The sequence below is a fragment of the Streptomyces sp. NPDC002838 genome (assembly GCF_040295365.1).
Lineage (GTDB): Bacteria > Actinomycetota > Actinomycetes > Streptomycetales > Streptomycetaceae > Streptomyces.
The window spans coordinates 84,146-109,710 of the sequence record NZ_JBEOVF010000002.1; the positions used below are offsets into that span (position 1 = coordinate 84,146).

General features: G+C 70.3%; 29 protein-coding genes and 1 pseudogene. 17 read left to right on the forward strand and 13 right to left on the reverse strand.

Going from position 1 to position 25,565, the window contains the following annotated elements; all coding sequences use genetic code 11:
* Positions 1 to 209 precede the first annotated feature (209 nt).
* Positions 210 to 647, reverse strand: coding sequence for a hypothetical protein (locus ABT063_RS03015; RefSeq protein ID WP_351055312.1), 438 nt, complete (start codon positions 645 to 647; stop codon positions 210 to 212).
* Between the two features lie 211 nt (positions 648 to 858).
* On the opposite strand from ABT063_RS03015, the gene ABT063_RS03020 reads away from it, so the two are divergent.
* Together ABT063_RS03020 and ABT063_RS03025 are read left to right on the forward strand one after the other, a co-directional pair.
* Positions 859 to 1,344, forward strand: coding sequence for a cation:proton antiporter regulatory subunit (locus ABT063_RS03020; RefSeq protein WP_351055313.1), 486 nt, complete (start codon positions 859 to 861; stop codon positions 1,342 to 1,344).
* Between the two features lie 6 nt (positions 1,345 to 1,350).
* Positions 1,351 to 2,619, forward strand: a complete 1,269-nt coding sequence (locus ABT063_RS03025; protein ID WP_351055314.1) for a cation:proton antiporter — start codon at positions 1,351 to 1,353, stop codon at positions 2,617 to 2,619.
* 183 nt (positions 2,620 to 2,802) lie between these two features.
* Here the strand turns inward: ABT063_RS03025 and ABT063_RS03030 are convergent, their stop codons facing one another.
* Positions 2,803 to 4,023 (reverse strand): Rieske 2Fe-2S domain-containing protein, encoded by a 1,221-nt coding sequence (locus ABT063_RS03030; RefSeq protein ID WP_351055315.1) that lies wholly within the window; start codon positions 4,021 to 4,023, stop codon positions 2,803 to 2,805.
* A 619-nt stretch (positions 4,024 to 4,642) separates the two neighbouring features.
* Between ABT063_RS03030 and ABT063_RS03035 the strand changes: the two genes are divergently transcribed.
* The 6 genes from ABT063_RS03035 to ABT063_RS03060 all read left to right on the forward strand — a co-directional run bounded on the left by ABT063_RS03035 (position 4,643) and on the right by ABT063_RS03060 (position 9,453).
* Positions 4,643 to 5,044 carry a retropepsin-like aspartic protease gene (locus ABT063_RS03035; RefSeq protein ID WP_351055316.1) on the forward strand — a complete coding sequence of 134 codons (402 nt, stop codon included), beginning with the start codon at positions 4,643 to 4,645 and terminating at the stop codon, positions 5,042 to 5,044.
* A gap of 159 nt (positions 5,045 to 5,203) precedes the next feature.
* Positions 5,204 to 5,350: a hypothetical protein gene (locus ABT063_RS03040; RefSeq protein ID WP_351055317.1), complete on the forward strand. Its 147-nt coding sequence runs from the start codon at positions 5,204 to 5,206 to the stop codon at positions 5,348 to 5,350.
* Entirely contained in the window at positions 5,347 to 5,916 is a 570-nt protein-coding gene (locus ABT063_RS03045; protein ID WP_351055318.1) for a PRC-barrel domain-containing protein, read from the forward strand. The genes ABT063_RS03040 and ABT063_RS03045 overlap by 4 nt, the downstream gene beginning before the upstream one ends.
* A gap of 4 nt (positions 5,917 to 5,920) precedes the next feature.
* Positions 5,921 to 6,361, forward strand: coding sequence for a PRC-barrel domain-containing protein (locus tag ABT063_RS03050; RefSeq protein WP_351055319.1), 441 nt, complete (start codon positions 5,921 to 5,923; stop codon positions 6,359 to 6,361).
* Between the two features lie 367 nt (positions 6,362 to 6,728).
* The gene (locus ABT063_RS03055; RefSeq protein ID WP_351055320.1) at positions 6,729 to 8,912 is read left to right on the forward strand and encodes a PI-PLC domain-containing protein; all 2,184 of its coding nucleotides are present in this window, start codon (positions 6,729 to 6,731) and stop codon (positions 8,910 to 8,912) included.
* A gap of 157 nt (positions 8,913 to 9,069) precedes the next feature.
* Positions 9,070 to 9,453, forward strand: coding sequence for a hypothetical protein (locus tag ABT063_RS03060; RefSeq protein WP_351055321.1), 384 nt, complete (start codon positions 9,070 to 9,072; stop codon positions 9,451 to 9,453).
* 57 nt (positions 9,454 to 9,510) lie between these two features.
* Here the strand turns inward: ABT063_RS03060 and ABT063_RS03065 are convergent, their stop codons facing one another.
* The 6 genes from ABT063_RS03065 to ABT063_RS03090 form a co-directional block, all read right to left on the reverse strand.
* Positions 9,511 to 10,641, reverse strand: a complete 1,131-nt coding sequence (locus ABT063_RS03065) for a site-2 protease family protein (RefSeq protein ID WP_351055322.1) — start codon at positions 10,639 to 10,641, stop codon at positions 9,511 to 9,513.
* Positions 10,642 to 10,741: 100 nt separating this feature from the next.
* On the reverse strand, positions 10,742 to 12,157 hold the full coding sequence (gene nhaA, locus ABT063_RS03070) for a Na+/H+ antiporter NhaA (RefSeq protein WP_351055323.1): 1,416 nt from the start codon (positions 12,155 to 12,157) through the stop codon (positions 10,742 to 10,744).
* Positions 12,158 to 12,216: 59 nt separating this feature from the next.
* Entirely contained in the window at positions 12,217 to 12,675 is a 459-nt protein-coding gene (locus ABT063_RS03075) for a CBS domain-containing protein (protein WP_351055324.1), read from the reverse strand.
* Positions 12,662 to 13,069 carry a DUF3040 domain-containing protein gene (locus ABT063_RS03080; RefSeq protein ID WP_351055325.1) on the reverse strand — a complete coding sequence of 136 codons (408 nt, stop codon included), beginning with the start codon at positions 13,067 to 13,069 and terminating at the stop codon, positions 12,662 to 12,664. The genes ABT063_RS03075 and ABT063_RS03080 overlap by 14 nt, the downstream gene beginning before the upstream one ends.
* 80 nt (positions 13,070 to 13,149) lie before the next feature.
* Entirely contained in the window at positions 13,150 to 13,938 is a 789-nt protein-coding gene (locus ABT063_RS03085) for a slipin family protein (RefSeq protein WP_351055326.1), read from the reverse strand.
* Positions 13,935 to 15,260 (reverse strand): NfeD family protein, encoded by a 1,326-nt coding sequence (locus ABT063_RS03090; protein ID WP_351055327.1) that lies wholly within the window; start codon positions 15,258 to 15,260, stop codon positions 13,935 to 13,937. The genes ABT063_RS03085 and ABT063_RS03090 overlap by 4 nt, the downstream gene beginning before the upstream one ends.
* Positions 15,261 to 15,542: 282 nt before the next feature.
* On the opposite strand from ABT063_RS03090, the gene ABT063_RS03095 reads away from it, so the two are divergent.
* On the forward strand, positions 15,543 to 16,622 hold the full coding sequence (locus tag ABT063_RS03095; RefSeq protein WP_351055328.1) for a PucR family transcriptional regulator: 1,080 nt from the start codon (positions 15,543 to 15,545) through the stop codon (positions 16,620 to 16,622).
* A gap of 753 nt (positions 16,623 to 17,375) precedes the next feature.
* Here the strand turns inward: ABT063_RS03095 and ABT063_RS03100 are convergent.
* A complete protein-coding gene (locus ABT063_RS03100; protein ID WP_351055329.1) occupies positions 17,376 to 17,726 on the reverse strand; it encodes a hypothetical protein in 351 nt (116 codons plus the stop codon).
* A 75-nt stretch (positions 17,727 to 17,801) separates the two neighbouring features.
* Here ABT063_RS03100 and ABT063_RS03105 point away from each other — a divergent pair, with 75 nt between their 5' ends.
* The 3 genes from ABT063_RS03105 to ABT063_RS03115 are packed head-to-tail and all read left to right on the forward strand — an operon-like array spanning position 17,802 to position 19,157.
* Positions 17,802 to 18,218 carry a heavy metal-responsive transcriptional regulator gene (locus ABT063_RS03105; RefSeq protein WP_351055330.1) on the forward strand — a complete coding sequence of 139 codons (417 nt, stop codon included), beginning with the start codon at positions 17,802 to 17,804 and terminating at the stop codon, positions 18,216 to 18,218.
* A gap of 49 nt (positions 18,219 to 18,267) precedes the next feature.
* A complete protein-coding gene (locus ABT063_RS03110) occupies positions 18,268 to 18,588 on the forward strand; it encodes a DUF427 domain-containing protein (RefSeq protein WP_502990739.1) in 321 nt (106 codons plus the stop codon).
* Positions 18,585 to 19,157, forward strand: a complete 573-nt coding sequence (locus ABT063_RS03115; RefSeq protein WP_351055332.1) for an SRPBCC family protein — start codon at positions 18,585 to 18,587, stop codon at positions 19,155 to 19,157. Before ABT063_RS03110 ends, ABT063_RS03115 begins: the two co-directional genes overlap by 4 nt.
* Before the next feature lie 13 nt (positions 19,158 to 19,170).
* On the opposite strand, the gene ABT063_RS03120 is transcribed toward ABT063_RS03115, so the two are convergent.
* Together ABT063_RS03120 and ABT063_RS03125 are read right to left on the reverse strand one after the other, a co-directional pair.
* Positions 19,171 to 19,491, reverse strand: a complete 321-nt coding sequence (locus tag ABT063_RS03120) for a hypothetical protein (RefSeq protein ID WP_351055333.1) — start codon at positions 19,489 to 19,491, stop codon at positions 19,171 to 19,173.
* 343 nt (positions 19,492 to 19,834) lie between these two features.
* Positions 19,835 to 21,085 (reverse strand): acyltransferase family protein, encoded by a 1,251-nt coding sequence (locus tag ABT063_RS03125; protein ID WP_351055334.1) that lies wholly within the window; start codon positions 21,083 to 21,085, stop codon positions 19,835 to 19,837.
* Positions 21,086 to 21,371: 286 nt separating this feature from the next.
* On the opposite strand from ABT063_RS03125, the gene ABT063_RS03130 reads away from it, so the two are divergent.
* A complete protein-coding gene (locus ABT063_RS03130; protein WP_502990740.1) occupies positions 21,372 to 22,184 on the forward strand; it encodes an NAD(P)-dependent alcohol dehydrogenase in 813 nt (270 codons plus the stop codon).
* Between the two features lie 237 nt (positions 22,185 to 22,421).
* Entirely contained in the window at positions 22,422 to 23,057 is a 636-nt protein-coding gene (locus tag ABT063_RS03135; RefSeq protein WP_351055336.1) for a hypothetical protein, read from the forward strand.
* Between the two features lie 129 nt (positions 23,058 to 23,186).
* Here ABT063_RS03135 and ABT063_RS03140 read toward each other — a convergent pair whose 3' ends face one another.
* Positions 23,187 to 23,861, reverse strand: coding sequence for a class I SAM-dependent methyltransferase (locus ABT063_RS03140; RefSeq protein WP_351055337.1), 675 nt, complete (start codon positions 23,859 to 23,861; stop codon positions 23,187 to 23,189).
* Between the two features lie 85 nt (positions 23,862 to 23,946).
* Between ABT063_RS03140 and ABT063_RS03145 the strand changes: the two genes are divergently transcribed.
* From ABT063_RS03145 to ABT063_RS03155, 3 genes are all read left to right on the forward strand, one after another.
* Positions 23,947 to 24,399 (forward strand): MarR family winged helix-turn-helix transcriptional regulator, encoded by a 453-nt coding sequence (locus tag ABT063_RS03145; RefSeq protein WP_351055338.1) that lies wholly within the window; start codon positions 23,947 to 23,949, stop codon positions 24,397 to 24,399.
* Positions 24,400 to 24,481: 82 nt separating this feature from the next.
* Positions 24,482 to 24,844: an ArsR/SmtB family transcription factor gene (locus tag ABT063_RS03150; protein WP_351055339.1), complete on the forward strand. Its 363-nt coding sequence runs from the start codon at positions 24,482 to 24,484 to the stop codon at positions 24,842 to 24,844.
* Entirely contained in the window at positions 24,841 to 25,323 is a 483-nt protein-coding gene (locus tag ABT063_RS03155; protein WP_351055340.1) for an SRPBCC family protein, read from the forward strand. The genes ABT063_RS03150 and ABT063_RS03155 overlap by 4 nt, the downstream gene beginning before the upstream one ends.
* Before the next feature lie 44 nt (positions 25,324 to 25,367).
* On the opposite strand, the pseudogene ABT063_RS03160 reads toward ABT063_RS03155, so the two are convergent.
* Positions 25,368 to 25,508 (reverse strand): annotated as a pseudogene (locus ABT063_RS03160) (aldo/keto reductase); the annotation flags it as partial.
* Between the last annotated feature and the right edge of the window lie 57 nt (positions 25,509 to 25,565).

Consider the following 25,565-nt stretch of genomic DNA (forward strand, 5'->3'; position numbering starts at 1 on the left):
GCCCCGCGTGGGGTTCAGTGACGCGGAGCCGCCGAATCTCCTGGACGCCAGTTCGGTCGCCGATCCGCGGTCGGGTCGGCCGGTCCGTCATCCGGCATGCAACGACTCACCCACCCGTGATGTCGGCCGGCAGCGGTGCGTGCTGACCCTCGCGGCCGACGAAGGACCCTTCAGCTGAGGCAGCCTCTTCGCGGGTCCCCCGGCGCCGGTCAGAAGTAGCGCGGCCCATCGCCCGGCTCTGCCGCCACAACTCCCTCGGTGATACGGCGGTAGGCGGCGCGAGCGTGGACCAGGCGGGCCAGCGCCGTACCGACGAGAGCCGCGGCGAGCAGACAGGAGAGCCAGAACGTGTCGCGGTGTCCGGCCCAGGTGAGGGTGCCCGCGGGCGGGATGGCGAAGCCGTTGAGGAACAGCCAGCACAGCACCGCCGTGCCGGGAGCGGCGGTGAAGCGCGCACACAGGCCCAGCAGGGCGGCCAGCAGGGACAGCGCCACCAGGGCGAGTCCGGGCTTGTCGGTGCCCACGAGGGTGTTGAGCAGCGCCACGAGCACCAGGGCACCGCCGAAGGCCGCGGCCCACACCAGCGAGGTGGCGACCGGCCGGGGGACAGGACGTGCCCCGGTGCTGAGAGACACCCACTCGATCATGCTGACGTTTCCTTCCGGTCCTTCCGGTCCTTCCGGGTGCCGGCGGAGAGAGGTACAACGGCCGTGCCCCATGGCCGTAGCCCGCGGACCCTGGACGCGGATTGTCCCATCCGGACCTCGGCCACCGCTTCCGTGGCCCATTCCAAACTCTGGTTAGGGTGGCATCAACAGCCACGTCCTAGATAACACCCAAACCAGACAGGGGGCAGTCGTGGGTGCTCCACGCCTGAGCAGTACACCGTTGCCGGGGATCGGCGTGCGCTATGACCTGACGACGCGGGAACAGCGCCGCCTTTCGGTCGTCGCCCACCGCGACGGATCACGGACCCTGAGCGCGTACCGCAAGGACGATCCCGATGCCTGCGACCTGTCGGTGCGGCTGACCTCCGGAGAGGCGGCGACCCTCATCGACGCCCTCATACCGACGCACCACAGCCCGAACCTGCTCTCCACGACCGACCTGGGACTGGTGGCCGAGCGGATCGAACTGTCCGCCACCTCGCACTGGAACGGGCGGCTGCTGGGCGAGACGCGGATGCGCACCGAGACCGGTGTGTCCATCGTGGCGGTGCTGCGCCGCGCCGAGGCGATCCCCTCGCCCACCCCGGACTTCCGGCTGGCCGGCGGCGACACCCTCATCGTGATCGGCACCCGCGAGGGCGTGGAGGCAGCCGCCGCGATACTGGGACGGGAGTGACCCGTCATGCACTCCTCCGCGGTCTTCCTGATCGAGTTCGGCGCGATCATCCTCGGTCTGGGGCTGCTGGGACGGTTCGCCGGGCGCTTCCAGTTCTCACCGATCCCGTTGTATCTGCTGGCCGGGCTCGCCTTCGGCGAGGGCGGGCTGCTGCCGCTGGGCACCAGCGAGGAGTTCGTCGCGATCGGCGCCGAGATCGGCGTGATCCTGCTGCTGCTCATGCTCGGCCTGGAGTACACCGCCAGCGACCTGGTCTCCAACCTCAAGACCCAGTACCCGGCCGGCCTCGTCGACGCCGCGCTGAACGCACTGCCCGGCGCCGCGATGGCCCTGCTGCTCGGCTGGGGCCCGGTCGCCGCCGTGGTCCTGGCCGGCGTCACCTGGATCTCCTCCTCCGGCGTCATCGCAAAGGTCCTCGGCGACCTCGGGCGGCTCGGCAATCGCGAGACACCCGTGATCCTGAGCATTCTGGTGCTCGAGGACCTGTCCATGGCGGTCTATCTGCCAATCATCACGGCCCTGCTGGCCGGGTCCGGGCTGGCGGCGGGCAGCGTCACGCTGGCCATCGCGCTCGGCGCCGCCGGGCTGGTCCTTCTGATAGCGGTGCGCTACGGGCGGCACATCTCCCGCTTCGTCTCCAGCGACGACCCGGAGAAGCTGCTGCTGGTCGTCCTCGGCCTCACCCTCCTCGTCGCCGGCCTCGCCCAGCAGCTACAGGTCTCCGCCGCGGTGGGCGCGTTCCTCGTGGGCATCGCCCTGTCCGGCGAAGTCGCCGAGGGCGCCCACAACCTGCTGGCACCGCTGCGCGATCTGTTCGCGGCGGTCTTCTTCGTCTTCTTCGGCCTGCACACGGACCCGGCCAGCATCCCGCCGGTGCTGCTTCCCGCCCTCGCGCTGGCCGTCGTCACCGCGCTGACGAAGATCGCCACCGGCTACTGGGCCGCCAAGCGAGCGGGGGTCTCCGCCAAGGGACGCTGGCGGGCGGGCGGCAGCCTGGTGGCGCGCGGCGAGTTCTCCATCGTCATCGCCGGACTCGCCGTCACCGCCGGCATCGAACCCTCCCTCGGACCACTGGCCACAGCCTATGTACTGGTCCTGGTGATCCTGGGCCCGCTCACCGCCCGCTGGACGGAGCCCGTGGCCCTGCGCCTGGCGGACCGACTGCGCAAGCCCGCACCCGCGGTCTCCGAGCGCCCGGAGACCGACGCGGGCTCCCGGCCTCTCCCGCAAGCGCACAAAGCGGTGGACGGGGAAGGGAGGGTCGACCGGGCATGACCGAGGACGTCTGGGCGGCAGTGACCGAGCGAGACACCGTCCGGCTGCTACGGAGTTCCACGCCCTGATTGGGCGTCACCGTTTTCGTGAACGCGCCAGGGTGGCACTGGGGAGGGCCGGAACCACACGTCCGCCGAGGGCCCAAGGCCGGCGGTTTCCCCGTCGATCGGCGTTCCCCTGCGGTCACCCGCCCGGCGGCGCAGCGGGGGACTCCGGGCCGGCCGGGGCGCCTGGTCCTGCGGCGTGGTGGTCGAGCCCCGGCGCCGGGCCGTCCGCCGGGGCGGTGCCGCACGTGGCTGCCTGGGAGCGGAGAGGGACGCCGTTGGCGCGCAGCACCTCGCGGACGTCCAGGATGAGGGGGAAGACCTCGTGATTGCGGTCCTCTCCCTGTTCCTCCCACGCTCGCTGTTCGGCTTCGACGGCCGTGCGGTCCTCGGCGAACACGCGCTCGGCGAAGCGCCGGATGAGCGGCCGGGCCAGATGAAGGGCGCCTGGAATCCGGGGCTTCTCGATCATGAGCAGGCCGTAGGCGTGACACGTGCGCTGCTCGGCGTCCTCGGGCACGTACGCGGCCCAGAGGCGGAAGGCCGGACGCTCGGCGTTCTCCGGGACCAGGTCAAGTGTCTGGTACGGATAATCGGTGCGGATGGTCATGACGTCGGCGGAGTCCCCGCCGCCGATGCCCTCGCCGGCCAGCAGGCCGGCGCCGCGGTTCCGCTTCCCCCCTGCGTGGGTGAACAGGTACCTGGCCTCCACCGACCGCGGGCCGGTCCGGTATTCCAGCAGCTCGGGGTGGAGCCTGCCGACGACGCCCCGGTGGAGGAACTGGTGGTTCATGTCGAGCAGGTTCTCGTGCATGAAGGAGTAGTGGCAGCGTACGGTCCGGGAGAAAGTCATGGTCTTGTACTTCGGTGAGCCGAAGGCAGGCAGCTCGGGCAGCGCGGTGACCGCTGCTTTGTCCGGGTCGCCCGGGAAGACGAACACCAGGCCGTACGCCTCGCGGGCGGGGTAACCGCGCACGCCGCGCGGCGGCCGGCCATCGCCTTTGGACAGGTACGGAATCTGCGAGATGCGGCCGTCTCCGCGATAGGCCCACGCGTGATAGCAGCAGCGGAGTGTCTCGCCCTCCACGACGCCCAGGCTCAGCGGCACCTGCCGGTGGGCGCACCGGTCCTCCAGCGCGTAGACGGCGCCGGTCTCCCCGCGGTAGAGCGCGATGCGCTCACCGGCGAACGCGGTCGCGATCACCCGCCTGCCGCGCACGCTCCCGGACAGCGCGAGCGGGTACCAGAAATCGGGGTTCGCCCCGACGCGCCGAAGGTCGACCATGGCGGAACCGGGATCTGGGTGCCCTGAGAGCTGACCGCTCCCGGCCCTGTCGGAGTCGGTCTCGGTCTCGGTCATATCTCTCCCTCGTACGTGGGACAGCACTCTCCATCCTGGCGGCCGCTCGCCGCCCACGCCCTGACTCAGTGGTCCGGATGGGTGAGCGGCCGGTCAGCCCAGGCGCTCGTTCACGCATGGTGGCCGGTGTTCCAGACGGTGATGTGTGCGGCGGCGGCTGGAGCCGCTGCGGTCCGTCGGCCGGTCGCTCCGAGCGCCGAGGCGTCCTGGGGCTCCGATCGTCTGGGCGGCACGGGGTGCTCTGGATGCCTACCGCATGGCGACCGCGGTCCGATGCGCGAGGTCCTCTCCACGCGCCTTCGCCTCCGGCCTCCCACGGAGGACCACGCCCAGGCCCCCTGGCCATGACTCTGTTCCTCCGGGAGCAGGAGAGGACGCCGACGCGGTGCGCGCCGTTCTGTCCACTCTCGGGGCGTTGCACAGTGGCGAACGGGTGTTTGCGCGGTGATTGGGTGGGCACTTCGGCCGCATGAACATGCGGGACGACAGAGCGCCCGGCGCGAGGCATCGGCGGGCGGGCCGACTCGTTGCGGCGCCTCTTACCGCATGGCTTCTCGTCGGCTGCGTCCTGTACGAAGATCGCGACACCCCGGACGCGCCGCAGACCTCTCCAGGAGCGGTGGGCGAAGTCCCCCTGGAGGTCGTGGAGCGGGACGGTCAGACGCTGGCGTTCGTCCCGGTGAGCATCGAAGGCGAGGGGCCCTTCATGTTCGCTCTGGACACCGGTGCCTCCGCAAGCGTCGTCGACGAAGACGTCGCCGACCGGGTCGGTCTGGAACGCACCGGCGAGCGCCGCTCAGTGAGCGGGATCCTCGGCACCGGGCAGGTTCCCGTTGCCGTGGTGGACCGGTGGAAGGTCGGTGACGTACGTCTGGACCCGGGTGAGGTCACGGTCATCGACCTGGAACCTCCCAGGGGAGGCGGTGGTATTCAGGGCCTGCTCGGCTCGGACGTGCTCAGCGACTTCGGCTCGATCACCGTGGACTACGACGACGGCGTCCTCAAGATCCCCGCCTCATGAGGGCTGGTGCCTGCCTTGCGGGGCATCGGCCCGTCCGGTCGGCATACCGGCGAAGAGGCCCGAGGCCACTCCTCACACGTTGCGGTCGACACCCGAGCATCGGCGGGCCGACCCTGGAACGGGGGCACAAGGCGATGCCGCAAGCGAAGGGGTGCGGAGATGGAATGGTGGACCTGGCTCATCGTCGCTCTCGCGATCGTCCTGGTGGGCGCCGCCTCCCTCGTGTCGCTGCAGGTGCGGCGCCGCTCCGGCGGCGTGATAGCCCAGGGCGGCCGACCCCGGAGGGGAGGAGGACGCAAGCCGTGACCGTCTACATGCGAGCCAGCGAGATCGCCAAGAAACCTGTGGTCACTCTGGCGGGGGAAGACATCGGGCGGGTCAAGGACCTCGTCTTCGACGCCTCGACGGGCAGCATCCGGTGTTTCACACTCGCCGGCCGCGGCCTGCTCGCGGGCCCACTCCACCGTGCTCTGCTGTGGAGGAACGTCCATGCTCTGGGGCCGCACGCGGTCATGGTGCGCGATGAGAGCGCGCTGGAGGAGGATGACACGGCTGCCCGGTCGGATGCCAGAGGGCCGGGCGGGGGCAATGTGCTGGGTCTCGCGGTGACGACCCGCAGCGGGGCGCGGCTCGGCATCGTCACCGACGCCGTCGTCGCGACAGGCAGGGCACCGGTGGTCGCAGGGTACGAGATCGAAACCGCCGAGCACCGCCTCGCACTTCTGCCGGTGGCCGGCCCCGTCACCGTCTCCGCCGAACGGGTGCTCGTTCCGGACGCCACCGCACAGCACAGCGCAGGTGACCTGGGAGGGTTCGGCGCCGCAGCGGAGAGCCTGCGCGACCGCCTCCAGCACGCCCCGCAGGAGGATTGACGCAGTGTTGTTCACCAAAGCCCACGGCAGGGCGGTCATGGACCTCACGACGGCCGAGACAGTGGGGACGATCGCCGCGTGCACCGTCGCACCGTCACCGGCGCGTATCGCCGGGCTGCGCCTCAAAACCCGAGGTCGCGGAAACCACACCCTCGACTGGAGCGACGTCCAGTCGTTCGGCCCCGACGCAGTCGCCGTCGAAGAGGCCGGTCGCATCCGCGACGAGAAGGACATCGAACCCGGCAACCACGCCCACGCGACGCACGACCCCATCGGGAAGGCGGTACTGACTGAAGCGGGTCTCAACAAGGGCACGGTGATCGACATCGAATTCGACGAGCAGTCAGGACGCGTCAGTCACCTGCTGACCGCTGAGGAACAGATCCCCGGCGACCAACTCCTCGGAGTCGGCAGTTACGCGGTCGTCACCACCGCACCCCAGTGACGACAAAGGGCAGGCAGTGGCCGTGACCGGCCGGATGCACGGCTGCCCAACCCACCAGCACTCCGGCGAAGCGAGCGCCCCTGTCCCGCGCTGGGTGACTGGCCCTCCGGTACCGCAGCGGCTGGGCGCACGAGCGTCCGACGGCCCGGCGCCCACCATGACGAGCGACACGTGCACAGCGTCCAGGAGGTCGGCCCGCGCCCATGCCCCGACGACGCGCTGACAGGGAAGCCATGACACCACCGACCAACCAGTCTGCGGTCGTGTTGGGCGTGCTGAGCCCCTCGGGGCATGCGGTCGATGCTTCCGCACGATGGTCGCCGACTGCGGGTGGCCGAGCCCAGGGGGCGTGATCCACCATGGGGGGATGCGAGGGCTGTGGTGCGGTGCGAGGTGGCTGCATCCGACGGCCTGGGTGGTGGCGGTGCTGTGTTTGGCCGTCCTGGCTGCCGCCGCCACCGTGCGCAGTACCGTGCTCAATGCCGGCTTCTACGGCAAGGTTCTCGAGGAGGAACGGGTTTACGAGCGCTTCTACGACGAAGTGCTGGTCGCCCCGCAGAGCGCGGCCCTCACCCGCGACCTGCTGGCCCGCCTGGCCGTCCCCGAACCAGCGGTGACTTCCAATCTGAGGATCGTGCTTCCCCCGGAGACGCTGCGGGCCATGGCGAACCAGCAGATCGCCGAGGTGATCGCCTACCTCGAAGGCGATCGGGACTCCCTGCGTCTGACGGTGGACGTCAGGCCACTCGCCGAGAACGTCGGCAGACTCGCCCAGACCTACTTCGGTGACGCGATCGCCTCGATACAGCAACGGTCCGAGCCCGACTTCCAGGCGTTCGCCGACCGCCTTGAGCAGACGGCGGCCCGGCTGGTCGCCGGAGAACGACCCGAAGGGCTGCCCTCGCTGGCGCTCTCCCCCGGGCAGGCGGAGCGGGCCGCCACCATGCTCCTGAGCCTGGTACCGACGGCCGACCGGCAAGAACTCGAGCCCGAGGTCCGAACCGCGCTGGCAAGCGGAGACGTGGCCTCGGCGCTGGCCGTCATCGCCCCGGCCGCCGTCTCCCAGCGCACTCGCGCCGCTGCCGCCGCCGTGCTGCGGGAAGCCGGCGGCAGTACCTGGGTCATCACCACCGATCTCCAAGCGTCGGACGACGTCCTGGCACCGCTCGACCGCACGCGGCACGCCACCCGCCTCCTGCAGGAAGTGGTGGAGCCGCTCGCCGCCGGAGTGGGTCTCGCGGCTCTGGCCCTGGTGTGGTTCTCCGGCCCGCCGGGCGTCGCGCGCCGGTCGATGGCGCTGGGCTGGGCCTTCGCCATGGCCGGACTGTTGAGCGCACTGGCGGCGGCCCTCGTCGGCTTCACGGCGAGCGGGTCGCCGGCCGACACCCCATCGTCCTGGCCACCGGCGGCGGCCCGCCTCATCGACGACGTGCAGAGCACGGCATTCGAACGGGTGCTGACCACGGCCACATCGGTCGCCACACTCCTGCTGGCCGTGGGCGCCCTGGTCGTCATCGTGAGCTGGGCCCGGCAGACACGGCCTGTCCTTCCCTCCTTCGCCGGGCCCCGCCACCGCCAGGTACTGCTGGCCGCAGTGGCCGCGGCGGTAACGGTCAGCGTTGTCCCGGCCGCACGGACGGTTCCTCAGTCGGCCCCGCGCATCTGCCAGGGCAGCCCCCGTCTCTGCGAGATGCCGTACGACGCGGTCGCCCACCTCACCTCGCACAACGCGATGGCCACGACGGCGCAACAGTTCATCGGCCCGGCACAGGACCCGGACATCACCGGTCAGCTGAACGCCGGAGTGCGTGCGCTGCAGATCGACACCCATCACTGGGAGGAGCCGCAGGAGATCGCCGACCGTCTGAACACCTCCGACTTCCCACCGCGCCTTCGAGAACAGCTCACCCGTGCCCTCGAACAGGTGAACCCGCCTCGGGAGGGCTTGTGGCTGTGCCACTCGGTCTGCGGAGCCGGCGCGGTCGAGCTGGTGCCCACCCTGCGGGAGATCGGTGACTGGCTGAGGACGCATCCGACGGAGATCGTCACGCTGATCGTGCAGGACGGCATCAGTCCGGAGGAGACAGAGAGAGCCTTCGAACAGGCGGGGCTGGCGGACCTGCTGTACGAACCCGGCTCGGACCCCACCCGTCAGTGGCCCCAACTGGGCGACATGATCGACAGCGGTCGGCGGCTGGTCGTCTTCGCGGAAAAGGCGGACGGGCCGGCTCCGTGGTACCGCAACTTCTACCGCTACGGCATGGAGACACCCTTCGCCTTCAACAGCCCCCAGGAAATGGCGTGCCGACCGAACCGGGGAGGCGCTGACGGGCAGTTGTTCCTCCTCAACCACTTCGTCGCGGTCGGCGGCTCGAGTCGGCTCGACGCCGGCAGGGTCAACTCCCGGGAACGGGTGCTGGACAGAGTGCACACGTGCGAGCGGCAGCGCGGAAGCCCAGTCACCTTCATCGCGGTCGACTACGCGACGGTCGGAGACCCACGCGGAGCGGTGGATGCCCTCAACACCGCACGAAGCGAACGCCAACGGTAACCGGTCCCACGCAGCCACCGCCCGATTGCCCGGACTGGGGGCCCGCGCAGTACCTCGCTCTCGGAGCGCACGTGAACTCCCCCCCGCTCCTCCTCCCCGGTGCCCCGCGATTCGTACACTTGAAGTACATGTGGTGACTGGGCTCGGGAGGTACCTCATGGCCCGCAGCCACCGTTTTCACCTCGACCGGGACGGGCATTCGGTCACGGTTCAGACAGCAGCGTCGGGCCCCACCGAGTTGCTTGTCGACGGCAAAGTCGTCGCCTCACGGCAGGGGCGCCCCAGGGATCTCACGGTGCTGGCCGCAGAGCTTCCCGGTGACCCGCCGCAGCCATTCACCATCCGCGTCGACCGGTCGAACGAGGCGGGGGACGTGCCCGTCTGCGTCATGGAAGCCGACGGCACCCGCGAACTCGTGCCCTACGCGCCGCTTGTCGCTCGACAGCCACCGTCCCCAGGCACCGGTCCGGCGCATCCGATGGCATGGCTGCGCAGGCTCGTACGCCGACGCTTGCGGCACACCCGTCTGGGCCACCGTTAGATGCCCAGCAGCCGAAGTGCCGCCCAGCCGTCCGCCCGGTCCCGCGTGGACCGGCCATCACCGGTGCCTCGTGCCGCGGAGTGCGTGGCGCTCGACGATCCGGGAGACGTCCCGGGCGGTGATGATGCCCACTGGATGTTGCCCGTCGGTGACGAGGATGGGCAGGCCACGGCCTGGCGAGAGCTTTTCGAGCACGTCTTCCAGTAGGTCGTCCGGCGCGCAGGTGGTGCTCCGCGACAGTGGAGTCGCCACATCACGCACGCGCAGCGTCTGCCGCCGCTCGGCGGGGATCCGCACGAGCTGGGGAAGGTGCAGCAGGCCGCTGGGACGTCCTTCGAAGTCGGTCAGGACGAGCGTCGAGTGGTGGGTGCGCAGGGCCACGTCCTGGACGCAGCGTTCCACGGTGAACCAGTCCGGGCAGGTCTCCGCGGGACTGGACATGGCGTCGGCCGCCTTCACTCCGTGCAGGGCCGGGGCCAGCCGTGCGCGCTGGCGTTCGGCACTGGCGACGATCACGAGGAACAAGCCGATGACCGCCAGCCACAAACCGGAGAAGACGCCGCGCAGGACGGAGATCCATCCGAGAGCGATCAGCAGGATGCCGAGGACCTGACCACCGCGTGCGGCTGCCCGTTCGGCCCGGTCCCGGTCTCCGGTACGCCACCAGACCAGTGCCTGCACCACCCGTCCTCCGTCGAGCGGCGCGGCCGGCAGCAGATTGAACACGCCCAGGACGACGTTGACCCATCCGAGCCACACCAGGACGGCTACGGGCACCGCCCAGCCGGACACCGCGTCCAGCCCGATGCCCGCCCCGAACGTCGCCGCACCGACGGCCAGGCTGGTGAGCGGCCCGCTCACGGCCACCAGGAAGACCGCGCGTGCGGCGCCCGGCCTGCCCATCTCTGTCACCCCGCCCAACGCCCAGAGCGTGATGCTCTGGACCTCGATGCCCTTCCTCCGGGCGGTGATCGCGTGGGCGACCTCATGAGCCAGCAGGCTCCCCAGAAGCAGCAGCGCACCGGCCAGGCCGGCGACCGTGTAGGTCGCGTTCGACTGGTCCGGGACCGCGGCGGGCAGCGTCTGGCTGCCCAGGCTGTACCCGAAGAGCATCACGAGCAGGGGCACGGTCCAGTGGACGCGCAGCGGCACCCCGAGAACTCGTCCCATCCGTACCGAGCCGTTCATCACCATCTCCTGCGGACTGAAGCCGGCGGCCCCGCGCCCAAGCCGACAGGCCGGGGCATCCACGGGACCGGACCAGCACGATGTCCACCCACTGACAGTCTCACTCGCCGGGAGCGGGTGGCAGAGGGCGCAGCTTTCCTGGGCACGGTGGATCGCCTTCGCGTGCGGAGGGGGTTTCGGAGTTTCCGCTCTGACCGGGGCGGTCCTCGTTCCGAGTGGCCGAGTCGGCGTCGTGGCGCTGATAGACGTCGGGGACGCCGTCGGCGTTCTCGTCGAGGTTCTCCTCCTCATAAAGCCTCCGGTATCTGTTGTTGCGCAGTCTCAGCAGCACGCAGGCCAGGACGGCAGAGGTCAGAGAGCCGAGGAGGACGGCGGCCTTGATGTGCTCGAGTTCTGTGGGGTCGGTGTAGGTGAGTTCGCCGATCAGCAGTGAGACGGTGAAGCCGATACCGGCCAGCATCGCCACGGCGATCACGTCCGCCCAGGCGAGATCCGGGCTGAGGCGTGCCCGGGTGAAGCGGACGGCGAGGTAGGAGCCGCCGAAGATACCCAGCACCTTGCCGGCGGCCAGGCCCAGGGCCACGCCCAGCGGTTCCGGACTGCTCACCACGATCCCCAGCGTGTCGCCGGACACGCTGACGCCGGCCGCGAACAGGGCGAACAGCGGGACGGCCACCCCGGCGGAGACCGGCCGCACCAGGTGCGCGATGTGCTCGGCCGGCCGTCGGCCTCGTTCGCCGTCCGGCGCCACCCGCAGCAGCAGTCCCATGGCGACTCCCGCCACGGTGGCATGGACGCCGCTGGCGTACGTCAGGCCCCAGATCACCAGGGCGAGCGGCAGGTACCAGTACCAGCCGTGCACGCGCCGTCGGTCGTGCAGGTGGAAGAACAGCCCCAGCCCGAGGACGGCGCCGATGAGAGCGGCAATGTTGATCGTCGAGGTGTAGAAGAGGGCGATGACGAAGATGGCTCCCAGGTCGTCGACGACCGCGAGCGTCAGCAGGAAGGCGCGCAGCGCGGAGGGCAGATGGGTGTCGATCACCGCGAGGACGCCCAGCGCGAAGGCGATGTCGGTGGCCATGGGGACGGCCCAGCCGTTCCATGTTCCTCCCACGGACGTGGCGACGAGTCCGTAGACCAGGGCCGGTACGACCATGCCGCAGACGGCTGCGACCACGGGCAGGACCGCTGTTCCGGGGTGGCGCAGTTCGCCGACCACCAGCTCACGTTTGAGTTCGGCGCCGGCGACGAAGAAGAAGATCGCCAGCAGCCCATCGGCTGTCCAGTGGGCCACGGAGAGGTCCAGCCCCAGCGCATCGATGCCGAAGTGCAAGTCCCGTACGGACTCGTATGCGCTGCTCAGCGGAGTGTTGGCCCACACCAGCGCCACGGCGGCCGCCGCGAGCAGCACCACGCCACCGACGGTCTCCGTGCGCAGGGCGTCCGTAACGAACGTGCGCTCGGGCAGCGGGAGACGGCCGAGGAAGGTGCGGTTCTTGCGGTTGCCTTCACGCATGCGGCTGACCTTTCGGTGCCCCGGAACGGGGTCATGGTGCTTCGAGCCGACAGGGCTGCTCACGCCTGAAGGAGCCGTTCCAGCAGGTGGGAGGCCGTGACGACGCCGAGGAGGCGGCGAGAGCCCCCTGCATCCCGCTCGACGACGGCGATGAGCGGACTTCGGGTGCGGGCCATCAGTTCCGCCAGCTCCATGACCGTGCGATCGGGAGCGGCAGCGGGAAGGAAGGGCCGTCCCGTCGGGAGACGGTCGGCGAGTGTGCGTCCCGCCAGTGCGCGGCACAGGCGATCGGCATGCGGCTCGTCGATCACGGCGGCGAGCACCGGGTCCTCCTGAATGTAGCCGGGGAGCAGCGTCCTGACCACATCGCTGGCGGGCAGCATCGCGAACGGTTGCCCGGCCCGGCCGACGACCAGAAGACCCGGCAGCCCCTGCTCGACGAGCAGTCTCACCGCTTCTACGGCATCGGTGTCCGTGCTGACCGAGACATACGGCTGCGCCAGGTCACGTGCACGCATGAATCCCCCTCCTTGGGAGTTCGAGTCCGGTTGCTGACGCCCGCTGCGCGGGCGGTGTCGGCGCGGTGCCTGTCCGAGACCGAGGGCCACGACGCCGGGTGTGGACAGCCACGGCCGGAGCGAGCCCCTTCGCCGGTGGTCCCTGGTTGTCGTCGGCCGGGGGTGGCTTGGCAAGGAGCGCCGTGAGGATCAGGCCCGCCAGCGCGACGATGAGCAGTGCCACGATGACCTTCCGGCGTAGGCCGTGCCCTCCGCCGTGGTCGTCGGCGTCGTCCGGTTCCTGAGGGAACTGGTGGTTCAGCGCGTCCAACAGCGAGGCCAGCTCGGGATCGTCCCGGGCGAGCCGACGCTCGATCTCGGCGAGGATGCGCCGGTCGTCCATCGAGGGGTTCATACCGATCACCTGGGTCCTTTTCGGGCTGCGGATTGGGGCTGCGGACACCACGCGAGCGCGACCGTTCGGCGGGGTCTCGGCTATGCGGTGCGGGCACTGCTCTGCGTGGCGTCGGGCGGCCGAAGCATGTCGACCAGGCGCAGCACCTCCATCGGGAGGGGGAAGATGAGGGTGGAGTTCCGCTCGCTGGAGATCTCGGCCATGGTCGAGAGAATCCGCAGGTGCATGGCCGCGGGGTGGCCCTCAAGCCGTTCGGCGGCGTCCGCCAGGGTCTGGGCGGCCTCGAACTCGCCCTTGGCGTGAATGACCTTGGCCCGCCGGTCGCGCTCGGCCTCGGCCTGGCGGGCCATGGCGCGTCGCATGGCCTCGGGCAGCTCGACGTCCTTGACCTCGACCAGGGTGACCTTGACTCCCCACGGGTTGGTGACGTCGTCGATGATCTGCTGGAGGCGCTGGTTGATCTCGTCCCGGTTGATCAGCAGCTCGTCCAGGTCGACCTGGCCGAGGATGCTGCGCAGCGTCGTCTGGGCGATCTGCGAGGTGCCTTTGATGTGGTCCTCGATGGCCACGACGGAGCGGTTGGGGTCGACGACGTTGAAGTAGGTGACGGCGTTGACCCGTACGGTGACGTTGTCCTTGGTGATGACGTCCTGGGGTGGGATGTCCATCGTGATGGTGCGCAGCGAGACGCGGACCATGCGGTCCACCACGGGGATGATGACGAACAGCCCCGGCCCCTTTGCTCCGATGATCCGGCCGAGGCGGAAGATCACCCCGCGCTCGTACTCGGGAACGATCTTCACGGCGGCCATGAGCAGCAGAAGCAGGACGGCCGCGCCGAGGATGATGCCGAGCAGTGCTGAGTTCATGGTCCGTCCTCCTGTTCGGTGCCTTGGCCCTGTGCGGGTTCGGCGTGTTCGACGACCAGCTCCAGGCCGTCGTGGTCGACCACACGGACGTGCTGTCCTTCGGCGACCGGGGCATCGCGGCCGCGGACGGTCCACCAGGCCCCTTCGAGCAGCACCTGACCGGTGCCACCCTCGGCGTGCCGTACGACGGCGTCGCGGCCCAGCAGCGCCTGGTGCCCGGTCGTCGCCGGCGCCCTGCGGGCACGCCAGGCCAGCCGGCCCGCAAGGACCGAGCCGCCTCCCACCACCAGGGCGGTCGGCCACAGCACCGCCGGATCCACCCCGACCTCACCGCGGAACATCAGCACTCCCGCGAACAGCAGGGACACCGTTCCCCCGGCGGCGAAGACCCCGACCCCCGGCGTGAGCACCTCCGCGACGAACAGAGCGGCTGCCAGCGCGAGGAGGAGCAGCCCGCCGACGTTGAAGGGCAGCACGCTCAGCGCGACAAACCCCAGGACAAGCAGGACGACACCGAGGACACCGCCGACCCCCATGCCAGGGCTGGCCAACTCATAGATCACGGCCAGCGTGCCGATCGACAGGAACAGGTACGCCAGCTCCGGACTGGCCAGCATCTGCCGCAGCTCGCCGAAGAAGCCGAGTTCGTGCTCCACGACCTGTGCTCCGGCCGTCTGCAGAACGACCTCGTGCTCCGCACCCTCCGGACCGACCATGACAAGGCGGCCATCCAGCTGCGTGAGCAGAGCGTCTCGGGACGGCGCCACGAGATCGACGACGTTGATCCGCAGGGCTTCCTGGTCGGACACCGCCCTGCCGTCGCGGACCATGTCCCGGGCGAAATCAGTGCTTCGCCCTCGCTGCTCGGCGATCGAGACGGCGAAGGCGACCGCGTCGTTGACGACCTTCTCGCTTGCCTCCTCGCCCTGCCCGGTCACCGGCGTGCCGGCCCCGATATGCGTACCGGGCGCCATGGCGGCCACGTGTGCGGACAGCGCGATGTACGCGCCCGCAGATGCCGCACGTGCACCGGAAGGGGTGACGTAGACGACGACGGGCACGTCGGAGGCAAGGACATCCTTGACGATCTCCCTGGTCGACTGCAGCAGCCCGCCCGGAGTGTCCATCTCGACCAGGAGCGCCTCATGACCCTCCCGCTCGGCGGTGCGCAGCCCTTCGTCAAGGTGATCGGCGACGACCGGCGTGATGGTGTCGTCGATGCGCACCATGAGCACGGTCGGCGACTGCGCCGCGCTCACCGCGGGGACCGCGAGCAGGCAGCCCAGCGTCACCAGGAGGATCCCGGCAATCCTCTGGAACAAACAGGTGAGGCGGCTTCGGGGCACAGCGCAGTACCCCCTTGGCGTGGGTCTCCCTCAGGCGCTTTACTCACGGATTACCCTTGCGGCTCAGCCGAACGCCTGCCGAGCTCGACCGAACAAGGACGTCTCAGGGCCCCCTGCTTTGCCGCTGTTCGGCAAAATGGGGGCATGCCGACGCGAAAACACCGCCAGGAACCGCATGCGGCGACCTCAGGTCCCACGGCGCGCGCACCGAATACCGCGCCCGTCGCCGCGAGCAAGCCCTCAACCTCAACGGCGGACATGAGCCGCCACTGGGAGCAGCTCGCAGGGATCTCCCTCAGTAAACGGCGTCTGCCCAAGGACGAACTCGAGGGCCTACGACTGCTCGCCGCCGCCGCGGCCGACCGCGGCACGGCGCTGCGGTTCCTGGTCGCCGAATACCTGGAATCCGTCTGCCGCGCCTGGACCGACCTGCCGGGTTCCCGGCAGACTACGGACCCTCAGGACCTGAAGGAAGTCGCCTCCGCCGTGATCAGGGCGATCGGTGACGCGACGGTGGCGCTGACCGAGGGCTACGAAACCGCCCACCGGGCAGCCATCCGGGGCGAGGAGGCGACGCGGCGGGAATTCGTCGGCGACCTCCTCGAAGGCCACACCGACCTCGGCCGTCTCGCCGAGCGAGCCGAACGGTTCGGGCTGCGGCTGGTCGGGCCGCACCGGGTGACCGTCGCCCGTGCCGAGAGAGCGTTCGAGGCGGGCGATGACACCACCCGCTATGTCGAGGAAGCACTGACTACCCGGTTCCATACACGGGACGTACTCATCACCACCAAGGACGGCCTGCTCGTGTGCGTTTCGCCCGGTGCGGCACCGGAGGTTCCGGACGTCTTCGCCGCCAAGGTGGGCACCGCTGTCGACGAGCCGTACCGGATCGCCGTCAGCCGGCCCCGGCCCGGTCCCAGCGGCATCGTCCGCTCCTACCAGGAGGCACGCAGCACCCTCGACCTCGCCGCCCTGCTCGGCCGAACCGCCCCGGTCGTCCACGCCTCGGACCTTCTGGTCTTCCAGGTCCTCGGCAGGGACCGCGCAGCCATCACCGACCTGGTGGCCACCGTCCTCGGCGACCTCGAAGGGGCACGCGGCGGGCCCAAGGCCCTCCTGGACACCCTGACCGCGTACTTCGCCAGCGGCTGCCTGAACACCACCACGGCGCGCCGACTCGGGGTGAGCGTGCGCACGGTCACCTACCGGCTCACCCGCATCCGGCAACTCACCGGTCACGACCCCACCGATCCCGACCAGCGCTACATCCTGCAAACCGCCGCGCTCGGCGCCCGCCTCCTCAACTGGCCCTCGCGCCCCCTGCAGCCCGCCGAGTGATCCGCTCCGCTCGTAGCCGGTACAGGTCGAGAGATGAGCGAACGGCCGCCCGTGCCGGCGGAGGGGTTTCTGCCGACCGAACCACGGCCTGATCGATGACGGTCGCGGCTGCGTACTGGTGGGCCGCGGCGGTTCCTTCCTGCTGGCCCCGGAACCACTGCGGAAGAGCCGCCAGCACCACCTGGAGGACACCCAGTCGGCCAGGGCGAACTCGTCCGGACGCCCAAATCACCCACGGCACCGTCGATCTCACCGTGTCCGTGCCAACTGGAGCCGGCCACGTCTTCGACGAGTAGTAACTCGGACATCAGCTCTCGCAATGTGCCGGGATCGGCGATCCAGGGTCTCGTCAGGTGCCGAGGTCCTCGATGATCTCGCTCAGTGGCGGTTCGCCTTGGGGGCCCACCACACCGGCAACGGCGCCGGCCGGGCAACAGCCGCCCCCAGCCATTCCCGGTCAGAAGCAGAGCCCCGGGCACGAAGAAGGCGAAAACCGCGCCGAACCGGATCTGCGATGCGGTCGCGTACAGCTCGAGGTAGCGGGAGCCGTCGGTTCCGGCCGCGTCCCCGATCCCGCCCAACACCCCGGCGCCGAACTCGACCGAGGCCGGAGGGTCGTACGACCAAGGCACAAGCCAGTGTTCGAGCTCGGCCGCTGCCCGGCCACCGAGCACACCGGCGGTGCCCGGCAGGTACAACGCCTGCGCACTCGCCCCCGCCCGCGCTCTCGTGAATCACCTGGTCAGAGGGGTACTACGGGGCACTGATCAGATACGGATCACGGCCGGACGCCGCCAGCACCCGGCGCAGGTCCGCCACGCTCGGTGCGCCGTCCGTGGTGCCGTCGGCGTGGCGGTAGAGGCGGCACGACAGGCTCGGGTCGGCGCCCGGGAGGGCGAACGGATCGACGCCCCCGAGGAGGAGGGTGGGCGAGCCCGTCATGTGCCACCATGCGGCTGTGGCCTCGTCGGACACCTCGACGAACTCCACCGACGCGGCGTGGCCTTCGATTGCGGCCGCGATCCGCTCGCGCACCACCGGCGCGTTCGGGCAGTCCGGAACCGCCAGCACTGTGATCCGTACCCCGGCATCCCTCGCGTTCATGGCGACACCTCCTGGCTCCTTGTGGGGACCGTAGACCTTCCAGCGCACTGGAAGGTCAAGGGCTAGCCTGGGGGTATGCGCATCGGCGACCTCGCCGCCACCAGTGGGCTGACCACGAAGGCCATCCGCTTCTACGAGCAGGCCGGGCTGCTGCCGGAGCCACCCCGTACCCCGGGCGGCTACCGCGACTACCCGGAGCGGACCACGCGGCGGCTGGCGTTCATCCGCGACGCCCAGGGCGCCGGGCTCACCCTCGCCGAGATCCGCTCCGTCCTGGCGCTGCGCGACGCCGGAGCCTCCCCCTGCACACACGTCACGGCGCTCATCGACCAGCACCTCGCCGACATCGACCGGCGCCTGACCGAACTGCGCCAGACCCGCGCCGCGCTGCGCGCGCTTACCGAACGGGCGGCCGCAACCGACCCGGCCGAGTGCACGGACGCCCACATCTGCCGCATCCTGGTCGGGACGCACAGTGAGCGCCATTACTGAGCCGCGCCTTCGCCCGGGCATGGCGTTTCGTTGAGGACCTCCACCGCGCATGACGAGGAGCACGGCAATGCTGCGCGCAGTATGGAACGGCACCGTGATCGCGGAAGCCCCGCGCACCGTGATCGTCGAGGGCAACCACTATTTCCCGCCCGAAGCGCTGCACCGCGAGTACTTCACCGAGACCCGCAGCCGGTCGCTGTGCTTCTGGAAGGGGCTCGCCCGCTACTACACCGTCACGGTCGACGGGCGGACCAACCGGAACGCGGCCTGGTACTACCCGCACCCGAGCCCGCTCGCCCGCAGGATCAGGAACCACGTCGCGTTCTGGCAGGGCGTGACGGTTGAGGGCGAGCCGGAGGGCACGTCGTGAGCGGCCGCCGGCTGGTCCGGACGGCAGCATGGACGGCGACCGCGGCGGCCATGACCGTCGGCGGATACGCCGGGCTGGTCAGCGGGGCACTGCCGGTCGACCTGGGCGTGGGCCGACGTGTCAGACCGCTCGGGCCGCAGACCCTGGACATCGCGGCGCCCCGGGACATGGTCTTCGACGTGATCGCCCAGCCGTACCTGGGGCGCGCCACCCGGGCCATGCGGGAGAAGGTGCGAGTTCTGGAGCGCGGCAGCGACATGGTGCTGGCGGCCCACGTCACGCCAACAGGCGGGCGCTGGACGGCGGTCACGGTGGAGACCGTACGGTTCAGCCGCCCCGAGCGCGTCGACTTCCGCCTCGTGCGCGGTCCGGTCCCCTACGTCGTCGAGTCGTTCACCCTGACCGAACTGCCCACTGGAACCCGCCTGTTGTACGAAGGGGAGCTGGGCACCGACCTGTGGCGGGCCGGAGCCTGGTGGGGTGAGAAGGTGGCCGCCCGCTGGGAGGCGACCGTCGCCGGATCGCTCGCCTCGGTCAAGGAGGAGGCAGAGCGCAGGGCCCGGCGCTGAAGGGCGAGAGCCGTCAGGGTGCCGTCGGGCCACCGAGCGAGGCGAGGGCAGCGGTCACCGTTCTGTCCAGGTCGCGTGCGTCCGCTCCGGCGCGGGAGCGGAGGTTGACGCCGTACGCCAGCAACGCCAGCAAGTCGGCGCATGCCTCACCTGCAGCACCCAGCCCGCGCACGCCGCCCCCGCACCACCGCAACGGGCATCGGCCCCACCGCCGCCGCCACACGAGCGCCGACAGCGAGACCGCCAGCAGCAGCCAGGCGAACCAGTCCGCCTGCCGGTACTCCGGTTCGTTCGACGCCGCGTCCAGCCCGGTGAACCACGCGACCACGGCCACCCGAGCAGATCCACGGACCTCAACAAAAGGCCCCGCAGCCAGGCGGTCAGGCGATCGAAGGACGTCACCCCCCACCGTATGAGCGGGCATGCCCGAGCGCGTACGACAGCGGGAGTACCCATATCCGCCCCGAGGCGCCGCACAGCCGAGCCCGCGTCCGAGCTGGGCGGCTGACTGAGTGGCAGGGGTTCATGATGTGCCGGATGCGCCGCCGCGCGCTGGGCCGGCGCCGCGACCGTCGCCGCGACGCCCGCGGTGTCGGCCCGGCCCGACACCCGCAGGTCGAGGAACCGGCCTCCGACCATGGGCCGGCATTGAGGAAGTTCCATCTGGAGGGCGCTGGTCACTGGGCTGGGGAGCGAGCCGCAGCGACAACGGGCTCCAGCCGGCGCACGCGGAACCGGTCGCGTCGCAGCAGGGGCCGTTCGACGAGGACGTACGAGGCGAGGGCCACCGCGACCGTCGCCGCGACGCCCGCGGGGAGAAGCCGGCCGCCGTCCACACCGATGTCGGAGAGCAGCCGGATGACGGGGTAGTGCCACAGGTACATCCCGTAGCTGAGGTTGCGTCCCACCCATGCCAGCGCGGACACCGACAGCAGCCGGGCAGGCCACGACTGCGGGCACAGGTCCAAAGCGGCCACCACCGTGGCCGACAGAACGGCGGCGGCCAGGAATCCGACCGTGTACCACACAGAAGTCCACCCGCTCGCTTCGGTGATCGGGATCTGCCAGGCGATCAGTCCCAGCAGCGCGAGCGCGGGCCAGCAGAGCCGTCCCGCCCATCGGCGCAGCAGCGCCAGCCGGGGGTCGTCGGCGCGCAGCCGGGCCAGGACGACGGCCAGCAGAGCCCCGATGAGGAGCTGGTCGGCGCGGGTGTCGGGGCCGTTGTAGATGCGGTGCGCCGCCGTGGGGTCCCAGAGCATCATCCGCCAGAGCATCGGCAGGATGCACAGCGCGGCGACCCAGCCCAGCACCGTCCGCGCCGTCGCGTGCCGTAGCAGCACCAACAGCAGGAGCGGCCAGGCCAGATAGAACTGCTCCTCCACCCCCAAGGACCATGTGTGGCTGAGCGGCGCGGTGAGATCCGAGTACGGTCCGGACTCCCCAGCCCGTACGAGATTGACCACCGATGCCGCGGCCAGCACCGCCGCCACCCACGCCCCGTCGAACAGCGGCAGCGGGAACGCCACGGCCAGCAAAGCGGTGACCGCGCACATCACCAGCATGGCCGGCACCAGCCGTAGCCACCGCCGCCGGTAGAACGACCACAGGCCGATGCGACCGGTACGGGCGTACTCGGCGACCAGCAGCCGGGTGATGACAAAACCGCTGAGCGTGAAGAAGACGTCCACGGCCACCGAGCCTCCGGGCACCAGGTCCGGCTCCACGTGATACACGATCACCAACGCCACGGCGACCGTCCGCAATCCGTCCAGCCCCGCCACCCGCCCACCACGCAGTGCCGACGAAAAGCCCCGCCCGCCGCCTCTGAGCCGTTCCGCCTGCGAGGGGGCGAGTGGCGGCGCCGCTCGCCCGCCCAGGCTCTGCTGCTCCGTGGCCTCGTCTACCGTGCTCCGATGGGGGGTGCTCATAACGGCGGCGTCTGCCCAGGCACCGCAGAGATCACACAAATTCTCATGATCCTCACAGGTTCAGCGCCGCTTTCCGGCCGCCGAAGCACCTGCGGAGTGGAAGTGAACACCGCCGCTAGGCTTCGCCCATGAAAGCAACGGTGCGCAACCGGTACGGACCTCCGGACGTGGTCCACATCGTCGAAGTGGACCAGCCCTCGATCGGGAACCGCGACGTTCTCGTCAAGGTGCACGCGACGACGGTCAACCGGACGGACTGTGCTACCGGGCGGCCCGACCCTTCTTCATGCGCACGTTCACCGGGCTTGCCCGACCACGGCGTACCGTGCTTGGAACCGAATACGCGGGAGTGGTGGAAGCGGTCGGCAGCGGCGTCACGTCCTTCACGGTCGGCGAACGGGTCTTCGGGTACAACGAGGGCGCATTCGGCACCCACGCCGAGTACCTGTCGGTTCCGCAGGACGGCGCCATCGCGACCGTACCGACGGGCGTGACCTTCGAGGAGGCCGCTCCCGGTACCGAAGGCGCGCACTACGCTCCGGCGTTCGTCAGGAAGGCAGGCGTCCGGGCGGGGCAGGACGTCCTCGTCCACGGCGCGACCGGCGCCATCGGCTCGGCGGCCGTGCAACTCCTGAAGCACTGCGGGGCCACCGTGACCGCGGTGTGCGGCACGGCGCACCTGGAGCTGGTGAAGGGTCTGGGCGCGGACCGGGTCGTCGACTACACGGCCCAGGACTTCACCAGGGACGAGCAGAGCTACGACGCGGTGTTCGACACGGTCGGCAAGAGCACGTTCGGGCGCTGCAGGCGGCTGTTGAAACCCGGCGGGCTGTACTTGTCCTCGGAGCTGGGCCCCGGGTGGCAGAACCTGCTTCTGCCGCTCGTCACGCCCCTCTTCCGCGGCAGGAAGGTGAAGTTTCCCTTTCCGAGGCAGGACCAGGAGATGGTGCGGTACTTCCGGGACCTGATCGAGTCAGGGGAGTTCAGGCCGGTCATCGACCGACGGTACCCGTTGGAGCGGATCGTCGACGCCTATCGGTATGTCGAGACCGGGCAGAAGATCGGCAACGTCGTCATCACCGTCGTACCGCCGAATTGACCCCGACCGACTGCCCCTTTGTGCCAGAGCCCGGGACGCCCGCTCGACCGGCGGCCATTGAGGCATGACCTGGGCCATGGACATGCTCGAGGAAACAACCTGCTCCGGTTGTCCGTACTATCGCTGTGGCAGGGCACTGTGCATGGGATATTGCTGCTGCCCTACAGGCATCGACCCGGGACAGCACACATGTGTGACAGACCCTTCGCCCTCAACCAAGGAAAGGTTGTGCGCCCCATGTCCGAGAACATCTCCACCACCGAACTGACATCGCAGTACAGCGCTCAAGTCAACGCCGACCTCGAACGCAACGCCAAGGAACAAGAACGCCTCGGTGCGGAAATCGCCGCGTTGCAGGACCAGTTGGCGGCCCTCCAGCGTGACCACACGGTGCTGGTCAACATCCAGCGAGCGATCGAGGCAACTCCGGCTCCCGCGGGGCCCACGGCCCCGTCGGACAACATCGCGGTGCCCGCTCCCCGCAAGGAGACGACCACCAAGTCCGGTACAGGCAAACGGACCCGGACGAAGAAGACCGCTTCGCAGCCCCATCGAGCCACGTCCGGGAAGTCGGCCGGCGAGAAGGGCACGGGCAAGGCCGAGGCAGCGAAGCCGGCACAGCCCACACTGGTCGACCTGGTCCGCCGTCACCTCACCGAGCAGAGCGAACCGCGCTCGGCGGCGGAGATCGCCACAGCCCTCGGCCAGGCCCATCCCGAACGCAGCGTCAAGACAACCGTGGTGCGCACCACCCTTGAAGGGCTGGTCGCCAGGAACCAGGCGCAGCGCACCAAGCAGGGCACATCCGTGTTCTATACCGTCCCCGACGGGCCGCGAGAGGACGCGGCCGCGCCGACGCAGAGCGGGGAATAGTCCGTACGGAGTGATGCGCGACGCCGCCGGGCGGTCGACGGCAACGCTGCGAGATGCACACAGCACGGTCGCAGCGGCCTCGGCCGCGGCGCTGCCCAGATGAGGTCGCAGCCTCGTGCTCGGGAGTGGTCATCGTGTGCCCTCCGGGTGGCGGCGCTCGGCTGTGCCGAGGATGTGGGTGGCCGCCGGGGAGGGCAGGCGGGTCTCGGGGAAGGCGAACTTCTCCATCGAGGTGATGGTGAACCCGGCTGCGGCGATGGCGGATCGGGTGTCACGGCCGGTGTGGCACCCGCCCATCAGCAGGGGCCAGACGGTGGCGTCCAGGGCGCGCTGGACGCGGCGCATGGCGGGTGAGTCGGCGCGTACGTGCTCGAAGAAGCGGAGCTGTCCGCCGGCCCGCAGGACCCGGTGAGTCTCGGTGAGGGCGGCATGTGCGTCGGCCACCGAGCACAGGGTCAGGCAGACGACGGCCGCGTCGAACGAGGCGTCCTCGACCGGCAGTTGCTCAGCGACTCCGTCGGTCACCTCCACCGGCACCGGGGCCGTGACGGCGGCCTGCTCGGCCAGCGCGCGCAGGCGCGGCTCCGGTTCGACGGCCAGCACCCGCGTCACCTCCGGCGGGTAGTGCGGAAAGTTCAGGCCGTTGCCCGCCCCGATCTCGATGACCTCGCCGGTCAGACCGGACAGCAGGCGCCTGCGGTGTTCCGTGATGCCGGCCTTGTCGAGGGCGGGGCCGGCGACCTTGGTGTAGAAGCGGGCGAAGAGCGGATGGGACCGGACAGGCGGCCTGGTCCGAGTGGTCATGGCTGGTCACCGTCCTCTTCGACAGCGAGTCCCTGAGGGCTACGATGCTTTGCGGAGGTCGTACACAGTGAAGTCACTTCACGATATGCCCGAGGAGGCCCCTTCCGACAGCGTCTCACTGGACCGGCTCTTCGAGCTCGCCGAGGTGCTCGGCGCGATGATGCGGCGCGGGGTCGCCGAACACGGCCTGACCCGGGCGCGGGCCGGGCTGCTGTGGGCGCTGTTCCACGACGGGCCCATGACCCAGCGGGCGCTGGCCGCACAGCTCGGCGTCACCCCGCGCAATGTCACCGGTCTGCTGGACGCCCTGGAGGCCGACGGCCTGGTGGCCCGCGCAGCCCATCCGGCCGACCGGCGCGCCACGTTGGTGTCCCTCACCGATCAGGGCCGCACGCTGACCGCCGGGCTCCGCAGCGGTCGCGACACCCTGGCCAGGGAGCTGTTCGGGGACATGCCCGCCACTCAGTTGGGCGCGATCCAGGCCGGCCTCGAAACGGTGATCGCGCGACTGCGCGCCATCGATCGGGCGAGCCGCTAGGGCCCCGCGCCGGAATCCCTCGTCAGAACCGGCGACGGCCGCATTGGTAAGTGGTGGCTTACCGTTAGCGGCGACTTACCGAATGGTTGGCGGGCGCGCGCTGGAAGCCTTGGGCGACCGGACCCGGCGCGCGATCTTCGAGAGCCTCGTGGCGGCCCCGAAGCCGGTGCGCGAGCTGGCCGAACTGCTGCCCGTCAGCCGCCCGGCGGTCTCCCAGCATCTGAAGGTGCTCAAGGAGGCCGGGCTGGTGGCCGATCAACCGGAGGGCACCCGGCGGGTGTACCGCGTCCAGCCTGCCGCGATCGCCGCGCTGCGCGAGTACCTGGACCGGATGTGGGACCACGCGCCGGCCGCATTCGCGGCGGCCGTGGAACAGGACGCCGAAGCGGATACGGAGCAGGACGCGACACAACCGGCAAAGCCGGCGGAAGGACCGAAATCATGAGCGAGCCCGCACAGGCGCAGGACGCGGTACGCAAGACGATCACCATCGCCGCCACGCCGGAGCGTGCGTTCAAGGTGTTCACCGAGCAGTTCGGCGGCTGGTGGCCGAAGGAGTACCACATCGGCAAGGTCGACATGGCCGACTTCGTCGTCGAGCCCAGGGCCGGCGGACGCTGGTACGAGGTCGGGGTCGACGGCTCCGAGTGCGACACCGGACGGCTGCTCGCGTACGAGCCGCCCAACCGTCTCGTGCTGGCCTGGCACCTGGACGGCGAGTGGCAGTACGACCCGGACCCGGTGCACGCCAGCGAGGTGGAGGTGCGCTTCGTCGCCGAGGGCGAGGGACGTACCCGTGTCGAGCTCGAACACCGCCACTTCGAGCGCCACGGCGCCGGAGCGCCCGCGGTGCGCGGCGGTGTGGAGTCCCCGCGGGGCTGGGACTACTGCCTGGCCGCATACGCGGGCCGGTTCGCCGCGTAACCGTCACTCACCGCTCGGCCGCCGCCGTCCGCAGGGGCCGAGGGCCATCGGGACAGGATCTGGGTGACGCGCCACAGGTCGCACACGGCCTCCAGCGTCGCGCCCGGCAGCGGTGGCATCGCCGCGGCCGCCGCATTCAGGCGAGCCTGCTCCGGGGAGCGGGCGCCCGGGTGACGGAGCGTCACCGGCACGCAGAGGCACTGCGGTCTTCCCCGCCTGCGGAGGTCGGAGCTCCTCCCACG